Source organism: Echinicola shivajiensis (assembly GCF_018642165.1).
GTDB classification, from domain to species: domain Bacteria; phylum Bacteroidota; class Bacteroidia; order Cytophagales; family Cyclobacteriaceae; genus Echinicola; species Echinicola shivajiensis.
In genome coordinates, this window is the sequence record NZ_JAHHZM010000001.1 from 46,680 (window position 1) to 64,623 (window position 17,944).

A 17,944-nucleotide genomic window follows, 5' to 3' on the forward strand; every position below is an offset into this window, starting at 1 on the left:
TAATATGAATAGAAAAATCACTCATGAAATGCTTTCAAATCCACCGAATGGAGGGATTCTATCAGAAATACATTCCTTTCTAAAAAACATGAAGTACCCAGACTATCGCTATCGGCAACTGGTTCATTCGCTGCAAAATGGTGTTGAATATTTTGATGACATTAATGAGTTACCAATAAATGTCCGAGAAACGTTGAAATCTGAATACGGACAAACACCTTTACCTTTGAGTCTGGCGGAAATACATGCTTCAAAACAAGTTGAGAAAGTATTATTTCAAACACAATCTGGCTATAAAATAGAAACTGTTCTTTCTCACTATCGTAAGGGCTGGAAGTCAATATGCATCTCTTCTCAATCAGGATGTGGTCTAGGTTGTACATTTTGTGCCACAGCTGCAATGGGTTTGATGAAAAACATTAGTGTAGATGAAATTTGTGCACAGGTCTTTCATCCTTATTGGAAGTATCATCTACCAAATAGTATTTCCTTTATGGGAATGGGTGAAGCATTGGCAAATCCAAACACGCTTACCGCTATAGATGTTTTAACGAACAAAGCTTTTGGAGGAATATCATCTAGAAGAATCACGGTCTCCACTGTTGGTTTTGCGCCTAATTTGGAAAGTTTAATTAATCAATTTCCTCAGGTAACCATAACCTTATCCGTACATTCTCCTTTTTCAGAGCAACGAGCAGAATTAATACCATTGGAAAAACGATTTTCATTACGTGAAAACTTAAAAATTCTTGATAAGTATGTTAAAACCTATAAACGCAAAGTTTATCTGGCATATTTACTCATTGTTGAAGTAAATGATTCGAAAGAACACTTGAATGGTCTTATAAATCTAATAAAATCACAAGCAAGATCAGAATTGTATCACGTGAGTGTGATCAGATACAATCCAGCGTTTGGGGCTAATCCTTTATATCAACAACCTACTCTAAAAAATTTGTCACTGTTTGTTCAGGGTTTAAATGAAAAGGGTATTCATGCAACACGCAGAACACAGTTTGGTTCTGAAATTGATGCTGCTTGCGGGCAGCTTCACGCTACAAATGAGAATTACAAAGTAAAAAAATAATTGATTAAACTCTTTTAAATGGTGAGCCATATAGCAAACATACTTTGAGCCATACAACAAAGCTTAGGTTTTATTATTGTCGGATATTTGTACTAACAGAATCTAAGAGAAATGGCAAAAGTTTGGTTTATCACAGGAAGTAGCCGAGGGTTGGGCAGAAGCCTAGCACAGGCAGTTTTAAAAGCAGGAGATACAGTAATCGCTACAGCAAGGAATGTAGAACAACTGGAAGACTTGAAGGACATTTACCCTAATCAGATTTATTTAGTAAAACTAGATGTAACTGATACGGTGCAAATAAGAGAAGCAGTTAATCAAGCCATTGAATTGACAGGCCGGATTGATGTATTGGTCAACAATGCTGGATTTGGTATCACAGGAGCGGCAGAAGCATTCACCGAGGAACAGGTAAATAGTCAACTCATGGTCAACCTGTATGCTCCTATTTCAATCACAAGAGCGGTACTACCTCACATGAGAAAGCAGAAATCAGGAAGAATTATTCAAATCAGTTCTATTGGAGGTAGAGTTGGCAATGCAGGCTTGAGCATTTATCAGGCTGCAAAGTTTGGTTTAGCTGGTTTCTCTGAATCGTTGAATAAAGAAGTTAGTCTTTTAGGTATCAATGTAACATCAGTTGAGCCGGGAGGGTTTCGAACCGATTGGGCTGGAAGTTCAATGAATTATGCACCAGATGTTCCAGGCTATGAAAATTCTATTGGCGCAATGAAAACGCTTTTCACCTCCGGAGAATTTGTGCCTATTGGTGATCCTGATAAAGCGGCAATGGCGATTATGGAAATTGTACGAACCCCCGAGCCGCCAATGCATCTGGTATTGGGGAGTGAAGCAATATGTATTTTGAAAAAGGCTGATGAAACCAGGTCAATAGAAATGGAAAAATGGATGGCATTAAGTCTTTCGACCGATCATAAAGAAGCAGGTACATTTTACCAAAGTGATGAGGGGAAGAATTACTTAAAGCAACGAGGGATAGTTTTATAACCTTTAGTCTTTGTGTTAGAAGATTAATAAAAGAAATCATTAAGATGGAGAAGCAAAAAAATGAGTTATCAGAGGTGGTCTATTCTTGCTACCACACGCTGAATAGAGATGGTGAGCACTTTGTACCACAGCACTCTTTAAGTTTTCAGATAGCTGGCTCTATGGTTTTTTGCGATGGGCTTAATGAATACAGTGCCTCAGCTGGAGCTTTTCGATTGATTAGAAGAAATCAATTATTGAAATATACAAAGCAGCCGCCAGCCCTTGGAAACTTTGAATCTCTTAATATCCATCTAAGTCAAGACATACTTAAAAATTTTAGCAGAGTCAACAATCTTACAGCTGAACCCCATGTCCCATCCAAACCAGTATTGAATATTGAAGTTACCCCGGTATTGCAGTCTTTTCTACAATCCTTGATGGAGTATCAAAAATTGGGAGCCTTAGCTGACCAAAGTTTAATTGATCTAAAGCTTAAGGAATGCCTCCAATTTGTTTTGCAAACTAAGCCTGAGTTGAAGAATATCTTATTTGATTTTACCGAGCCGCATAAGATAGATCTTGAAGAATTTATGGTAAAGAATTACCATTTCAATGTGAGAGTAGACCGATTTGCTTATTTAACAGGGAGAAGCCTGGCAACCTTCAAAAGAGATTTTCAGAAGATATTTCAAATGTCACCAAGGCAGTGGTTACAAGAAAAACGACTAAAGGAGGCTCATTATCTATTGGCTAAAAAAGGGCAAACAGCAAGTCAGGTTTATCTTGATGTTGGTTTTGAAAACCTTTCGCATTTCTCTTTTTCATTTAAAAAGTTTTTTGGATATCCTCCATCTAACATACCATAGGCTGGCTTATTCTGAAGGCATGAGCGTCAAATAGGATAATCATTATAGTATATGATAATCAGATGTTAGATCAATTGGTTTTGGTCGAAAGTGTACCCCTATGCCTGAATTTAAATCACACAAAACAATCATTTCAAATAACAAATTATAAATACAATTATTATGAGACAGATACAAAGTGTTTACATCAATGGGAAATTTGAGCAACCCCATGGAACTGAAATCATGGACATTATTAGTCCAATTGATGAAAAGGCAATAGCTCAGCTAACGTATGCAGATGAAGTAGATACTAAGCGAGCCATACATGCTGCCAGTAAAGCTCTAGAAGGCTTTCAGCATAGTTCTAAAGAACAACGAAAAACGTATTTAAAATCCATTCATGATGAGATTGTGAAGCGATTGGATGATTTAATTGAAGCAACCATGATAGAGTATGGTGCATCCAGAGAACGCTCTAAATGGTCTAACCTACTTTCTGCCTCTGTTTTTTTAGATCAGGTATCGGTGTTAGATAACTATTCGTTTGAAAAGCAGGTCAATGAATCAACTGTCATTATGGAGCCAGTGGGTGTTTCAGCCCTCTTTACTCCATGGAACTCAACCGCAGGTTCAATTGCAGTGAAGTTATCCGCAGCTCTGGCAGCAGGATGCACAGTGGTACTTAAACCAAGTGAGTTTGCGCCATGGCAGGCGGCAATAATTATGGAAAGTATTGCCGCGGCAGGTTTACCGGATGGTGTAGTAAATATGGTTAATGGCAGAGGAGAGGTAGTTAGTAAGGTGCTCATGGAAAGTTCGGAGGTTACTAAAATTTCCTTTACAGGTTCTACAGTAGTTGGAAAAATTTTAGCGAAACAAGCATTGGATACCATGAAACGTGTAACGCTTGAATTAGGTGGAAAATCAGCCAATATTATATTAGAAGATGCCGAATTATCAAAAGCTATTCCTTTGGCGCTTCAGATAGCTTTTATGAATAATGGCCAAGCTTGTATAGCGGGGAGCAGATTATTGGTTCCTGAATCAAAAATGAAAGAAATAAAACAACTATTAGTTGCAGAAGCAGACAAGTTCAAAGTAGGAAATCCATTGATTGAGACTGTAGATATTGGGCCGCTTGCGAGCAGTAAACAATACCACCGTGTTCAAGAATATATTCAAATAGGTATGGAAGAAGGTGCTGAGTTGCTTTATGGAGGACTTGGTCATCCAGCAGGACTGGATAAAGGCTATTATGTTAAACCAACAATTTTTACTGGTGTGAATAATAGTATGCGCATTGCACAGGAAGAGATATTTGGGCCGGTACTTTCTGTGATTACATATAATAATGAAGAAGAAGCAATAGCAATTGCGAACGATTCAGAATATGGACTTATGGCGTTTGTAAGTACATCTGATCAGGATAAAGGTAAAGAGGTAGCTAAAAAACTGAAAGCAGGAAGGGTACTTGTTAACACCTTAAAACATGATCCACTGGCTCCTTTTGGGGGGTATAAAAATTCAGGATTTGGCCGTGAAAATGGTTTACATGGTCTTAAAGATTTTCTTGAAGTTAAAACGCTTATCCAATAAGAAAGTCCATTTTAACCACTCTTATAATAAGGGTGGTTAAAATTAAATAGGTAAAGAATGCTGTTTTGGTGATTGATAATATGAATACCGGAACAAATGGCTGCTATTGCTTTTAACCCTTGACATTTAGATTTGCTCAATTGGAATAAACCCATTGGAATTGACAAGGATAAGTTTTTCAATTATTTAGATATTTAGAGATATAAGATTATCCGTTTTCTTGCCAGTAATAAAGTTTCTCACGGATTTCTCGGATCATCACTGTTTAACCATCAAGAATTCGTGCTCATCTGGCCAATCGGTAAGACATTCTTCTTTATTACTTCCTTTTCCCTAAAGAAACGAATTACTCATCGAAACTCCATTAATGGGCCTTTGGAGCATTCGGTTTTGGGACAGTTGATGGGGGCGTTAAAATAATGAGTTAGCTCGCGAAGTGGGCGAGCGAGATCCACTCATTTTTAGCATGGAACAAGTGGCACAAAATTAAATTGAGGCAATTGAATTGTTATCAGTAATCAAATTCTCTCAATTTGAATATCTTGCCCGCCGTGGCGGGAGGCTCCACGGCCTAGATTTTTTGCCTACTTTTTCATCAATGGAAAAAGTAGTAAGGATTAAAAATAAGCTAAATATTTCTTTAGTTAACCATCAGCTGTAAAACGATACACTCAAACACCTGATAAGGTTAGTACTTCAATCTGGAATCCCAAGCCCTCATCCTTCAAATAAAATTTGGACGTTCCCTAGACATCCTCACGACGTCTCCTCTTTACTACTACCTGCTCACGAGATTATAATTCGTTCACCGTCACGTGAATTACAAATTCACTGGATATTAGGAGGAAGCGGTGTACTCATATATCCAATCTTTAAGGTCATGTGATGAGTAAACAATCTACTACTGATAAAGTCAGGACTGGTTAAAGATTGGATTTAAATTTGATCCTTTAAACAACCTCATTAGTTTATCAGGCAAATAATACCCACTATTTCACTGATCAATCCCTTATTCTGTTCATTATCTCCCTGCTTTTTTCCGTATCATAAATAATCTTTAGAAACCTTATCTCATCTGATTGGTTAAAATCAATTATATCGACCACATCAAAATCAGCGACCTCATTATTTTTCAAAGTCCATTTGTAATTAAAATACAAGGCAAGCTTATCGGAAGCTTTTTCCCCAAAAACGCCCTTTAGCTCCAATACTGAATGGGTAGTATCAGAAAACAACGCTTTGTAAAATTCAGAAGCTTTCATTTTTCCATACAGGGGAGACTCTACAATTCCATTTTCGGCAAATAATGAAATGATTTTATCTGAATCTCCTTTCTCTAGAAATTCGATATATTGATGAGCTATTTTAGTTTTGTTATCCATTTTTTTAGTTCAATTTAATCTTATCCTGCCTTTTGGACAATTTTCCGAAGGTTAGCAATGGGCGCTAATGTCCATTATATTGTTTTGGTGTCAGACCTGTCACCTTTTTGAAAGTCTTGGTTAGATGGCTGGTATCTGTAAATCCAAATTCCAGGGCGATTTCCTTTAATTTCACTCCACCTACTGCCAGACGTTTTTTTATCAGCGATACGCGGTATTGATCAAGATAACTTTGATAGGAAACATTAAAGTGCCTTTTGAAGTAATTGCTGAAATAGGTGGTAGAAATATTAAATTTATTGGCAACTGTGCTGACCCCAAGTTTATTTCTATCGTAAATATTTTCGTGCAAATAGGACAACAATTTTTCAAAGTTCACCCCATTAATACTTGGGTTTAGGTTTCTCTCCCGTAAAATCTCACGTATCATTCCAAAGATACTGAGTAGCTGATAATAAACGATCGGAGAATTGCTTACATCCAAGGAACTGGCATATCCCATCAGGTTATGTACTGTCGACCTCAAGATGCTGTCACATGGTGGTTTGATGCATATCTTCACCTCTTTCAGCCACTTCATTTCCATCAGGATCTCCGGAGATCCTACACGAAATTCATCAGGTGCCAAATGCTGCTTGCTTTCGAAATAGGACTCAGTAAACTTGATATAGATAAAGTGTGTGGGCTCATCGATCTGAAAAGAATGATAATCCCCAGGAGCAATCAGAAATAGATTACCCATTTCGTATGGAACGACATCATCATTGAACAAATGTTTCCCTTTACCGGAATCGATATATACCATTTCATAATAGCTATGGGAATGATGAGAACAACTGAAGCAAGACTCCTCTACCTCCTCAATAATCAAAGGGTCAAACTGTTTTAATATGGCCATGGTCAGATATTTTTTCAATGAATCAGGTTTCGGATTAATGTAATTTACCATTCGATGATTTATCGCCCATAAATACTAAATACATGTATTCCTTGAAAACAAACGACTAGCACAGAATTTGGCCCTACTAATCGCTTGTTTAATAGAGAAGCAAATCGACTATAACTATTTTGTCGCTATGAATTTGTCGTTATGAAACGCCCGGACCGTCCTCGTACCTAGGATAATCTATGTATCCCTCAGGAGAATTCCCATAATAAAATTCCCTATTGCCCTCTGTCAAAGGATAGTTGTATTTAAAACGTTCCACCAAATCGGGATTTGCAATCAATGGACGGCCAAATGCCGCAAGATCAATCAGGTCCTTTTCGATCATTAAAGATGCCCTCTCCTTGGTTAAAAATCCTGCAAACATGATATTTCCATTATACCATTTTCTGAATTTTTCGATGAAATCATAATGGTCCCTGTATAAATCACCTTGATCATGGAGATGTACATAGGCAATTTCTCTTATTGAAAGTTCATTGGCAAGATATTGATAAGTATCTTCAATTTCTTCAAATATCGCCATATCATGTTGGGTACCATATGGAGAAAACCGAATCCCCACCCTGTTTGCCCCAATGACGGTAGCTATCGCATCTACAATCTCCAAGGCAAAACGTGCTCGATTCTCTATGGAACCACCATAAGCATCTTTACGGAGATTTGTGTATGGATTTAAGAACTGGTCAATGAGATACCCATTGGCAGCATGAATTTCAATCCCGTCAAAACCAGCTTCAATAGCATTTTGGGCAGCCTTAATATAATCCTGTACAATTTCCCCAATTTCCACAGTTTCCAATGCACGAGGTACGGATACCTGCACCCTGCCTTCCTTACCATCTTCAATTCCCCATGCTGTGCTTTCCTTTGCCTGTATTGCCGAAGGTGCCACTGGGGCAAAATGGTTAGGTTGGTTGGAAATATGGGCTACCCTTCCAACGTGCCAAAGTTGGGTAAATATCTTCCCTCCCTCTTCATGAACGGCATTGGTTACCTTTTTCCAGCTTTGGGTCTGTGCCGCATTGTATAGGCCAGGGACGTAAAGATATCCCATTGATGATGCGGAAATAGAAGTTCCTTCTGTAATGATCAGTCCGACAGATGCCCTTTGTTGGTAATATTCAGCGTTCATGTCTGTCATTATACCATTGCTTGAGCGTGTACGGGTCATTGGCGCCATTACGATCCTGTTGGATAATTCCAGTTTTCCTAACTTAAAGTCATTGAATATCATAGTCCTTTGTTTTATTACATTTACAAAGGTATTTGGACTAAAACCCAATTAAAGGTAAATAAATTTCATTTTTAGGTAGAATTATTTCAAATATTAAAACACCCTACGTGAGGTATATTTCCCATCAAAACCCTCTCCAAAAAGTACCACGTATTCTTAGATTTTAGCCAAAAGTAAACGGATAGTATACTAGGCATCGGATAGGACTGGGAGCATCCATAGGGGGACGAGCGTAAAGAAATCAGTCTGTGACTGTTTTTAGCGAGTAGCCAGCCTGCAGGGCAGGAACTCTCATTTAAGAGCTGATTCTCCTCACAAAGCCCCAAATAAAATTTGGACGTTCCCTAGACGTTCCCACGACGTCTCCTCGATGTTCCCTCTATGTCTCCTCTTTACTACTACTTACTCACGAGAACTAAATTCGTTCTACATAACAAGAATTACAAATTCCCAGGATAGTAGGGTATTTTTTAAGATTATGTTTTATTATCTTCAATTGAATTTTTAAACATAACATTATAACATTAATGCGTAATCCTAAGTGGCACAGAGATGAAATTATTCTTGCTCTTGATTTGTATCATTCTTTAGAGCCGGGTCAAATTCATGGAAGAAACCCAGCAGTGATTGAATTATCGGAATTATTAAATCGCTTACCTATTTTTGATATAAGACCTGATGCGGTCAAATTCAGAAACCCAAATGGAGTTGGGCTAAAGTTGAGCAATTTTCTTGCGATAGACCCCGAATATCATGGGAAAGGAATGCAAAGCTATAGCAAGCTAGACGAGCAGGTTTTCAAAGAATTTGATGGAAAGCGATATGAATTAAAGAAAATTGCCAATTCTATCAGAAATGCTGTCAAAGACGTAAATCTGAGCAATAAGCTCTATAAAATCCCTGAAAACGAGGAGGAATCGGATTTTATCTTTAAAGAAGGAAAAGTGCTGTATAAATTGCACAAGTACCGAGAGCGCAACAGTAAACTTGTGCTAAAAAAGAAATCGCAACACCTTCAAAAATATGGTAGTTTGGATTGCGAGGCTTGCAGTTTTAATTTCCAAGTAAAATATGGTGATTTAGGGGCAGGATATATAGAATGCCATCACAAAGTACCTTTGTCTGATTTTGATGGGACGGTTGATACTAGATTAGAAGATTTGGCTTTGGTCTGTTCTAATTGTCATAGAATGTTACACAAAAGCTTTGACACGCTATCAGTTGGAAGCTTAAAATCACTGCTTAAATTATAATTATTCATATTGAATAAACTCTAAGAAAGAAAATAACACCAAGCAAGTAATTATTCAAAGTGCTAACTTTTGAATCTTAATTTCAAATAATACAAAAGGGAAAAGCTTTCCTGATAGTTATCTTCTTCTCAGCACAGCTTCATTTAACAACATATTCACACCTGCCTATTGAAGGAAATCTGGCCGTTCCGACCACACGAATGTATAGTTATTTTGGCCAGTTTATTTTTTAATTTTTGATGTGGTCATACATGATTACTTTTGAACATTAATTTTGGTATTATTTAGAAAGAAAGACCATTTTCAGGTAGAAAAAACAAAAAACTAATGAATAATATTTTTTTTGACCTTGAAATTTATTTTTTTGCTTACCTAAAATTAGCAGAATCCTCAATTTTAATACTACTTTGTATTTAATTTTAGGGATGTACTACGTCTTTAAATTTTGTAGCACCACGATATCTTATTGGTAATCTGTGATTTAACTATTGTTAGTGTTTAGTTTTTAAAAATATGTCAAACCAATTTCTCGAAATTGAATCTGAAATAACCTCCCAGTATTTATATGACGAAAATGTAAATCGTCCATGGATCATTGGTTTTAGTGGAGGAAAGGACTCGACTTTGTTATTACAGTTAGTGTGGAATGCTTTGCGTAAAATCCCTAAAGAATTAAGAAATCGTGAAATACATGTAGTTTGTAATAATACTCTTGTAGAAAATCCAAGAATATTAACTTTTATAGATAGGACCTTAGAAAAAATTCAAGAGGCTGCTTCATCTTCAGACATTCCAATTATAGTTCATCAAACTACACCTGAATTAGAAGATAGCTTTTGGACAAATCTAATAGGCAGAGGATATCCGGCTCCCATTAATAATTTTAGATGGTGTACAGATAGGTTAAAAATAAAGCCTACCACAAAATACATTCAAAGTATTATTGAAAAGAGAGGGGAAGCTATTATACTATTGGGTACAAGATCTGATGAAAGTTCAACTCGTGCTAGGTCTATGAAAAAGCATGAAAAATATGGACAGGATCGATTAAGAAAACATGTGCTTCCTAATGCTTTTGTTTATGCACCCATAAAAGATATTACAACTAATCAATTATGGCAGTATTTAATGCAGATGTCACCACCTTGGGGAGGTACTCATAAAGAATTGGTCACGCTTTATAGAAATGCAAACAGCGACGATTGTCCCTTAGTGATTGATAATACTACACCATCCTGTGGTAATAGTCGTTTTGGCTGCTGGGTATGTACAGTGGTTAAAAAGGATAAATCCATGGAGGGCTTAATTGATAATGGTGAGGATTGGATGCTCCCATTAGTTGAGATTAGAAACCTTATTGCTGACTATAGAAATGATCCAGAATGGAGGGAGGAATTTCGTAAAAATGGAATGCCAGGACCTGGCCCTTATAAAGAATGGGTTAGAGCTATGCTTTTAGAAAAAATCCTAGAGGCTCAGTATGAAATACAACAGGATCAGCCAGAAATGATATTAATCAAGCATCAAGAACTAGTAGCTATTCAGCTTGCTTGGTATAGAGATGGATTGTTCAAAAATAAGGTCTCTGAAATTTTTAACCGAGTATACAAAAAAGAAATTGTTATGGGTGAACATGAAGAAAAGCTCCGCCGAGAAGAAGAGTTACTGAGAAAATCATGCAATGGAAATGATAGGGATTTTGAGTTAATCGCAGACTTGCTCAAGTTGCAAAAGACTAAATCTTTAATGAAAAGAAAAAGGGGATTGCATGATGATATTCAGTCAAGAATAAATGGCTATTTAAAAGAGGCGAAGAAATGATATTTAAAGAGGTTCAGTTTAAAAACTTCAGAATTTACCATGGCACAAACGTAATTTATCTTGCTCCTGAAGAAGAAAAAAACATCAACGTTGTAAGTGGTCTTAATGGATTTGGGAAAACTACTTTCCTTATGGGATTGGTGTGGTGTCTTTATGGTAGACACATGGATGAAGTCGATGAATTTTACAAAAAGGAAATAAAGGAATTTGGTGGATACGACAGGTACATAATCAATAGTCTTAATAATAAAGCTGCAAGAGAAGGAAGTACTAAATTCAGTGTCTCTATAATTATAAGTGATGTAAACATTCCTGAAATTCCTTGTCAAGAAATAAAGATAACCAGGAATTTTGATACAGTAACGGGGAATCAAGATGAAGTAGAGGTATTAGCTGATGGTAGTAAAAATGAGCTAATCACAAATCTTGGCACTGATAAATTAACTGCTGAAGAGATCTTCATTCGTGATTTTATTTTACCTATTGAAATTGCTAAATTCTTTTTCTTTGATGCAGAAAAGATTATTTCATTAGCTGAGGTTTCGAGTAAAACCCAGAGGCAGGCTCTTAATTATGCATATTCTGAGGTCCTTGGTATAAAGAAATATGAAGATTTAAAGGCAGAACTTGAACAAGTTCGGATAAAATTAAGAAAAGACGCAGCTAGCAAAAGTGAACGAATTGAGCTAGAAGAAATACAACATAGGGTTAAGAATCATGAAATTGAAATTGAAGATTTTCATGATACAATATCCGAACTGGAAAAAGAAAAGGACGCTAAAGAATTTGAAGCGAAACAGATTCAAGAAAAGTTGATCCGGGAGGGAAATCAAATTACAATAGAGCAATTAGAAGAACTTAGGTCTAAAGCAAAAGATGCAGAATCAAAAATCAAGGAATTACAGGGAGAATTAAAGAATTCTTATGATATTATTCCTTTTGCCATTGCAGGCGAAAAATTTCTTGAAGTACTCAAACAATTAGAGATTGAATCTGAAGCACGAAAATCTAAATTAAATCTAGAAGAGGTTCAGACTAAAACGGATAAAATCATTAACGATTTAATTGCTATGCCCAAACCAAAGGATGTAGTGATAGATTACCGTGTTGAAGATTACTATAAAGGAGCTATTCGAGACATAATTAAGAAACATTTCTATCCTCACACAACTTTAGGGGACGATGATGTAGAGTATTTACATGACTATTCTGAAACAGAGAAAAATGAAATAAATGCATTGGCAAACAATCTTAAATTATCGTTTAAAGAGGCATTTAAAAGAATTAATAATGAATATAATTACTTCAGAAACGAGCTCTCAACCATTAACAAGCAGATCAAGAGCGCGGAGACAAAGATTGAAGATGAAGTAACAAATGGTTTACGTAAAAACCTAAAAAAAGCAGAAGACCGCATTTCTGAGATACAAGCTGAAATAGATTCCCTTAATAAGAAAATTGGAGGATATGAGAGTGATATAGGTATTTCAAATAGGCGTATTGGAGATATTACCAAAAAGATCAATGTTCATAAGCAAAATGCAGAACAGGACAAAGTAACTGCTAGGTTGATTGATGAATTAGAAGTTTTTATTCGAGAATTTAAAAAAGAGAAAAAGGAGTCGTTGGAAGCCCAAATCTTAAATGGACTTAACCAGCTCCTCCACAAAAAGAGTTTTGTTCATAAAGTGGATGTAGACATTATTGGAGATGAAGTCGATATTAAGTTAAGAAATAAAAATGGAGAGGAAATTAAGAAGGAAGGACTCTCCAATGGTGAAAAACAAATGTACGCATCTGCCTTATTAAAGGGCCTTGTTGAGGAATCCGATATTGAATTTCCAGTATTCATAGATAGTCCAATGCAAAAGTTTGATGTAAACCATGCAAGAAATATTGTTAGATATTTTTACCCAAATATAAGTGATCAAGTAGTGATTTTTCCACTGGTTAAAAAAGAAATGACAGAAGAAGAGTATGCTGATATTTTACCTAAAGTATCCAATGCATATTTGATTGCTAACCAAAGCAATGAAGAATCTAAATTTCAGGAAATCCAACCAGGAGAATTATTTGAAAAATTTGAAGAGCTAAATGCAACAATTGAATATTAAAACATCAGAGGCTAACAAAGAAATAGTCCAACAATTAACTTCTAAACTCAATTTTGCAGCAGAATATGTGATCTGTCGGATTGCCTTGGCCTATAGTCTTTCTAAAAACATTAATCTTCACTTAAAGAATGATTATACTGATGCTAAAGGAAAAGAATTTAAAGACTATATTCTTTTTGGCGATCGCCAGAGCCTATATATCTCGATGATTGCGCAACATTATAAGCTGCATAAAAATGACCCTGATATCGGTAAGTATATTAAGCTTCATATAGATGATGGATTAGTGAGAATTAACAAGATATTTGAAGAGAACCCTCATTATAATGCTTTTGATTTTTTATCAACAGAAATTGAAAGTGGTATTGAGGCGCTTGAGTCTTCAGATATTTCTCATGAAGCCATTATTTATGATGAAAAAACGAGAAAGCTTAAAGTTAAGGATAAGGGAGCCTATCAAGATTTGATCGAGATAGAAGTGGGTAAAACTCTGGAAGATGCAGAACCAATCAAATTCCGTATAAACGATATTAATATCCACAACAATCAGCATATTGCTGTTGCTGGGGCTTCAGGCACAGGTAAAACACAGTTTGCACTAGAATTCTTACGTCAAATAGTGACAAAAACAAACGGAGTGGTAAATTTCGTTTATCTCGACTTTAAAGGATTAAAAGGGGATGATTTAGAATACCTGAAGCCGTTCTTTGATACGACCAACACTACTTATATAGATTGTCCTCAAATTCCATTTCCACTGAACCCACTTTCTTTTATCGATAAGGATAATGAAACCAATAAAAAGATGGGAGTTGGTAAATTTGTGGACATAATTTCAAGCTTTGCTAACATAGGTAAAAACAAAGAACAATCTCTTAGAGAAGGTACATTAGCAGCGTTTGATTCTCATAAGAAGGATGAAAAGTATCCATCCATGAAGGAAATCTATGATTTGGTCATGGATATTGAAGGGGATAAACAGAGTACTCTTAAGAATATTCTGTTCAGTTTAAGTGACTACACCATTTTCGAATCAGAAGTTGATCCTTTAAACACTTTCTTGGATCGAAATTATTACTTCTCCTTATCGGGGGATTTACCTTCAGAGATCCGTTTTACTGCTACTTTCCTAATCATTAATTATATCTATAATACCTTTATGAACATGGCCAATACACCCGTGGAAGATGGTAAAGTAGGTATGCGTTATGTATTTTTGATAGATGAGGCGCACAACGTTTTCAATAACAAAAAAGCTCAAGGCCTATTGGATAAAATCCTGCGGGAAATCCGGTCTAAAGGGGTTTCTGTATTCCTGCTTTCTCAAGGGATAGAAGAATTTAATCAACCGGATATTGACTTTTCTAGTAACTGCGAAACAGCATTCTTGCTAGATATTAAAGATAAAAGTAATGTTCGGCTGATGAGTAAATTCTTAGGCATAGGAGAAAAAGAGCATAATGCTTTAATAAAAAACATGGGAAAAATCCAAAGAGGAGAGTCTATTTCAAATCTTAAAGAATCTCCTTATTTGAATATTTTTAGAATAAATCAATACAGAAATGATTGAAAACGATAATGAAGAAACGTTTTTAGAAGAGTTACATAATCGAATAAAAGCTCCTTTACAACCCAATTTCAATTGGGCTTTCTGGGGTTATTTCATTGGAATTGTTGTTTTATTTGGGGGGTTAGGGGTTTGGTTTAGTATTTACGAAAGTACTCTATCTAATGAAAACGACAGTTACTTAGTTAGTAGAAATTTAGCAACTTTTTTCATCTCCATTTGGGCAGCATCCTTTATAGAAATTAATTCTTTACACCACATTCAAAATAAGTTATCAATATTTATCTACACAACAATACTATTTGGTATTATTTTCTTTCTATTATTTTTGTCTTTTCAAATAAGTAGTGGTAAGTCTTTCTTTTTTTCTATACCTGGAATTATATTATCACTTTTTGTTTGGTATTTAGCTTATGCTGATAGTGATAAATTCAATGAACAATCATATAATGCTAAACTGCGGAATGAAGTTGCTCAAAAGGGGCACGGAAAGAAATGGGAAAAACAATGAATAGCTTAGAAAATAATATAATTAAAGCGATACCAGTTGTTCAAAACAAACAAGATTTCCTAATAGGTGTATTCACAATTGATCAGATACTTAAATTCACTAAATACACTAATAGGTTAATTGTTAGTTTTAATGAAGAAAATCAGCCAATTTATAATGAAGAAATTCAACGAGAAGTTGAGCAATCTAGGGTTAAAAAAATTGCAGATTTTTTGATCGATGATCCAGAAGCTACATTTCCAACTAACATCGTATTACATATCCCAATTGAAGTTATAGAAAGTCAAGAGCTTAAAGGTGATATTATTGAAATCCAGTTAAATAATAAAGTTTTCGAAGAAATTATAAAGGAGAAAGGGGATGTTTTTATTTCAATTATCGATGGACAACATAGAATTCGTGGGATTGAAGTAGCAATTGAAAGATTAGAACAGCATATAATTTCTATAAGTCAAACAAACAGGAATTCTTTATCACATAACAATCTATCTGAAAAATATGATTACTATGTAAATAGACTTGAAGATTTAAAGAATATTCAACTAGTTGTTTCTTTTTTTATTGATAAGAGCCTCGAATATCAGGCTATGATTTTTTCAACAATTAATAGAACACAAAAAAGAGTTTCACAAAATTTGGTGTACAGTTTATTTGGATTAACTACGCAAGATTCACCACAAAAAACATCTCTTCAGTGTGTTCTTGCATTAAATGGACACGAAGCATCTCCATTTTATAAAAGGGTTAAATTTTATGGTGCTTCATATGATAGAAGAACAAGCCCTCCTCTTTCTCAAGCTACTATGGTGAGATCAATTGTAAATTTGATTTCAGAAAATTTAAGGGAATCAGAAAGAGATAGGTTTAAGAAAAGAAAAGATTTACTTAAAAGAACCCCTGGTTCAGAAAAGTTTCTCCCATTTAGAAATCTTTATGCCACAGATCAAGATTCTAAAATTTCAGATCTACTTTATTATTATTTCAGTTCTGTTGAAGATATTTTTAGGGATTCAAGTGGAAATTCGTTTTGGTTTTTAGACCCTAGTAATTCAAGGCATAAGAACATTTTTCACACATCTGTAGGATTTGATTCTTTATTAAAAATATTTGTTCAAATTCTAGAGGAAAACCAAAACATGATAGAAACAGCAAACAAAGATTTATTTGATTCTTATATGATTCGAGCTACACATTTAAACATTGGGGATGTTAATAGGTATTCATTCAATAACCGAGGAAAAAAAATTCTATTTTTAGACTTAAATTTAAGTATTTGGCCATCGAATAATTATGAAGACAAGAGATTAATAGAGCTCAATCAACTTCTTGACCAAAATTAAATTATAGTGAATTGCCTTATAGAGTTAACCATTTCTTTTATGCTTTCTATGGTAATATTCATCTGATTTAAATTATTATTGTGGCTAATACCAAACCTCAAACAACAAAATGCTTCCTCTTCACTCAATCCTATAGCTAGAAGCACATGAGATGGTTCAATTGATGCTGAAGTACATGCAGATCCATTAGAAACTATAATATTTTCCATTCCCATCATCAGAGCATCAGAATCAATCCCCTCAAAATAAATATTGGTAGTATTGGGGAGCCGGCGCTCAATACAACCATTAACCTTTGTGCCAGGAATTTTTAGTATTTCAGATTCTAGATAATCACGCAGTTCAGAGGTGTGTAAAGCCACCTTTTGCATTTCTTTTTCAGCCATTTCGGCCGCAGCCCCTAACCCTACTATTCCGGGAACATTGAGTGTGCCACTTCTTTTCCCTTTTTGATGTCCCCCACCATGAATTTGACTTTCCAACCTTACTCTATGGGGCCTTCTGCTTCTTACAAAAAGGCCCCCTACTCCTTTGGGACCATAAATCTTATGCCCTGAAAATGCCATTAGATCAATACCTAGCTCATCTACATCCAAAGGAATTTTACCAAAAGCTTGTGTTGCATCAGTAAAAAATAATGCTCCTGCTCCATGAGTCATTTCAGCAATTTCCCTGATCGGTTGGATAACCCCAGTTTCATTGTTGGCCGTCATCATTGTTACCAGAATGGTACTATCCTTAATAGCTGTTTTTAAATCCTCTAACCGAATCAAACCATCCGGTTTAACAGGTAAATAAGTAACTTCAAAGCCCTTAGTTTCCAAATATTCACACACATCAAGAACGGCTTTGTGTTCTGTTTGAACAGTGATGATATGGTTGCCTTTATCTTTATATTCTTCTGCTACTCCTTTTATTGCCAAATTAATGGATTCAGTAGCCCCGCTGGTAAAAACGATTTCATTGGGCTGGCATGTAATCAAATCCACAATTTGATTACATGCTTTTTTTACTGCTTGATTTACCTCATGACCAAATTTATGATTACTGGAAGCGTTTGCATATAAATTAGTCATATATGGCATCATTGCGTCCAAAACTCTTGGGTCAAGAGGGGTAGTAGAATTATGGTCGAGGTAAATAAGATTATCAGACATTTAATGAAATGATTTTAATATCAAGTGCAAAATTATTTCAAATTAAATAAAAAGATGGGATAGTGAAGGAATAAAATTAAAACCAGTAGATTATTTTA

Annotated in this window: 14 protein-coding genes; 10 read left to right on the forward strand and 4 right to left on the reverse strand. The window is 35.3% G+C overall.

Going from position 1 to position 17,944, the window contains the following annotated elements; genetic code table 11:
* Positions 1–4 precede the first annotated feature (4 nt).
* The 4 genes from KMW37_RS00200 to KMW37_RS00215 all read left to right on the forward strand — a co-directional run bounded on the left by KMW37_RS00200 (position 5) and on the right by KMW37_RS00215 (position 4,518).
* Positions 5–1,087 carry a radical SAM protein gene (locus KMW37_RS00200; protein ID WP_215222594.1) on the forward strand — a complete coding sequence of 361 codons (1,083 nt, stop codon included), beginning with the start codon at positions 5–7 and terminating at the stop codon, positions 1,085–1,087.
* 111 nt (positions 1,088–1,198) lie between these two features.
* Complete coding sequence (locus tag KMW37_RS00205; RefSeq protein ID WP_215222595.1) at positions 1,199–2,092, forward strand: oxidoreductase; 894 nt, start codon at positions 1,199–1,201, stop codon at positions 2,090–2,092.
* A 44-nt stretch (positions 2,093–2,136) separates the two neighbouring features.
* Positions 2,137–2,940 carry a helix-turn-helix domain-containing protein gene (locus tag KMW37_RS00210; RefSeq protein WP_215222596.1) on the forward strand — a complete coding sequence of 268 codons (804 nt, stop codon included), beginning with the start codon at positions 2,137–2,139 and terminating at the stop codon, positions 2,938–2,940.
* Between the two features lie 162 nt (positions 2,941–3,102).
* A complete protein-coding gene (locus KMW37_RS00215; protein WP_215222597.1) occupies positions 3,103–4,518 on the forward strand; it encodes an aldehyde dehydrogenase family protein in 1,416 nt (471 codons plus the stop codon).
* A 1,001-nt stretch (positions 4,519–5,519) separates the two neighbouring features.
* Here the strand turns inward: KMW37_RS00215 and KMW37_RS00220 are convergent.
* The 3 genes from KMW37_RS00220 to KMW37_RS00230 all read right to left on the reverse strand — a co-directional run bounded on the left by KMW37_RS00220 (position 5,520) and on the right by KMW37_RS00230 (position 8,083).
* A complete protein-coding gene (locus KMW37_RS00220) occupies positions 5,520–5,900 on the reverse strand; it encodes a nuclear transport factor 2 family protein (RefSeq protein ID WP_215222598.1) in 381 nt (126 codons plus the stop codon).
* A 64-nt stretch (positions 5,901–5,964) separates the two neighbouring features.
* Complete coding sequence (locus KMW37_RS00225) at positions 5,965–6,816, reverse strand: helix-turn-helix domain-containing protein (protein WP_215222599.1); 852 nt, start codon at positions 6,814–6,816, stop codon at positions 5,965–5,967.
* Between the two features lie 172 nt (positions 6,817–6,988).
* Positions 6,989–8,083 carry an alkene reductase gene (locus tag KMW37_RS00230; RefSeq protein WP_215222600.1) on the reverse strand — a complete coding sequence of 365 codons (1,095 nt, stop codon included), beginning with the start codon at positions 8,081–8,083 and terminating at the stop codon, positions 6,989–6,991.
* Between the two features lie 527 nt (positions 8,084–8,610).
* Between KMW37_RS00230 and KMW37_RS00235 the strand changes: the two genes are divergently transcribed.
* The 6 genes from KMW37_RS00235 (at position 8,611) to KMW37_RS00260 (ending at position 16,689) form a co-directional block, all read left to right on the forward strand.
* Positions 8,611–9,336, forward strand: coding sequence for an HNH endonuclease (locus KMW37_RS00235; protein ID WP_215222601.1), 726 nt, complete (start codon positions 8,611–8,613; stop codon positions 9,334–9,336).
* Positions 9,337–9,849: 513 nt separating this feature from the next.
* Entirely contained in the window at positions 9,850–11,157 is a 1,308-nt protein-coding gene (dndC, locus tag KMW37_RS00240) for a DNA phosphorothioation system sulfurtransferase DndC (protein ID WP_215222602.1), read from the forward strand.
* A complete protein-coding gene (gene dndD, locus KMW37_RS00245) occupies positions 11,154–13,271 on the forward strand; it encodes a DNA sulfur modification protein DndD (RefSeq protein ID WP_215222603.1) in 2,118 nt (705 codons plus the stop codon). Before dndC ends, dndD begins: the two co-directional genes overlap by 4 nt.
* Positions 13,252–14,841, forward strand: coding sequence for a DndE family protein (locus tag KMW37_RS00250; RefSeq protein ID WP_215222604.1), 1,590 nt, complete (start codon positions 13,252–13,254; stop codon positions 14,839–14,841). The genes dndD and KMW37_RS00250 overlap by 20 nt, the downstream gene beginning before the upstream one ends.
* On the forward strand, positions 14,834–15,349 hold the full coding sequence (locus KMW37_RS00255) for a hypothetical protein (RefSeq protein WP_215222605.1): 516 nt from the start codon (positions 14,834–14,836) through the stop codon (positions 15,347–15,349). The genes KMW37_RS00250 and KMW37_RS00255 overlap by 8 nt, the downstream gene beginning before the upstream one ends.
* Positions 15,346–16,689 carry a DGQHR domain-containing protein gene (locus KMW37_RS00260; RefSeq protein ID WP_215222606.1) on the forward strand — a complete coding sequence of 448 codons (1,344 nt, stop codon included), beginning with the start codon at positions 15,346–15,348 and terminating at the stop codon, positions 16,687–16,689. The genes KMW37_RS00255 and KMW37_RS00260 overlap by 4 nt, the downstream gene beginning before the upstream one ends.
* Here the strand turns inward: KMW37_RS00260 and KMW37_RS00265 are convergent.
* Complete coding sequence (locus tag KMW37_RS00265; protein ID WP_215222607.1) at positions 16,686–17,846, reverse strand: cysteine desulfurase family protein; 1,161 nt, start codon at positions 17,844–17,846, stop codon at positions 16,686–16,688. The two genes, KMW37_RS00260 and KMW37_RS00265, sit on opposite strands and share 4 nt — an antisense overlap.
* Positions 17,847–17,944: the final 98 nt, after the last annotated feature.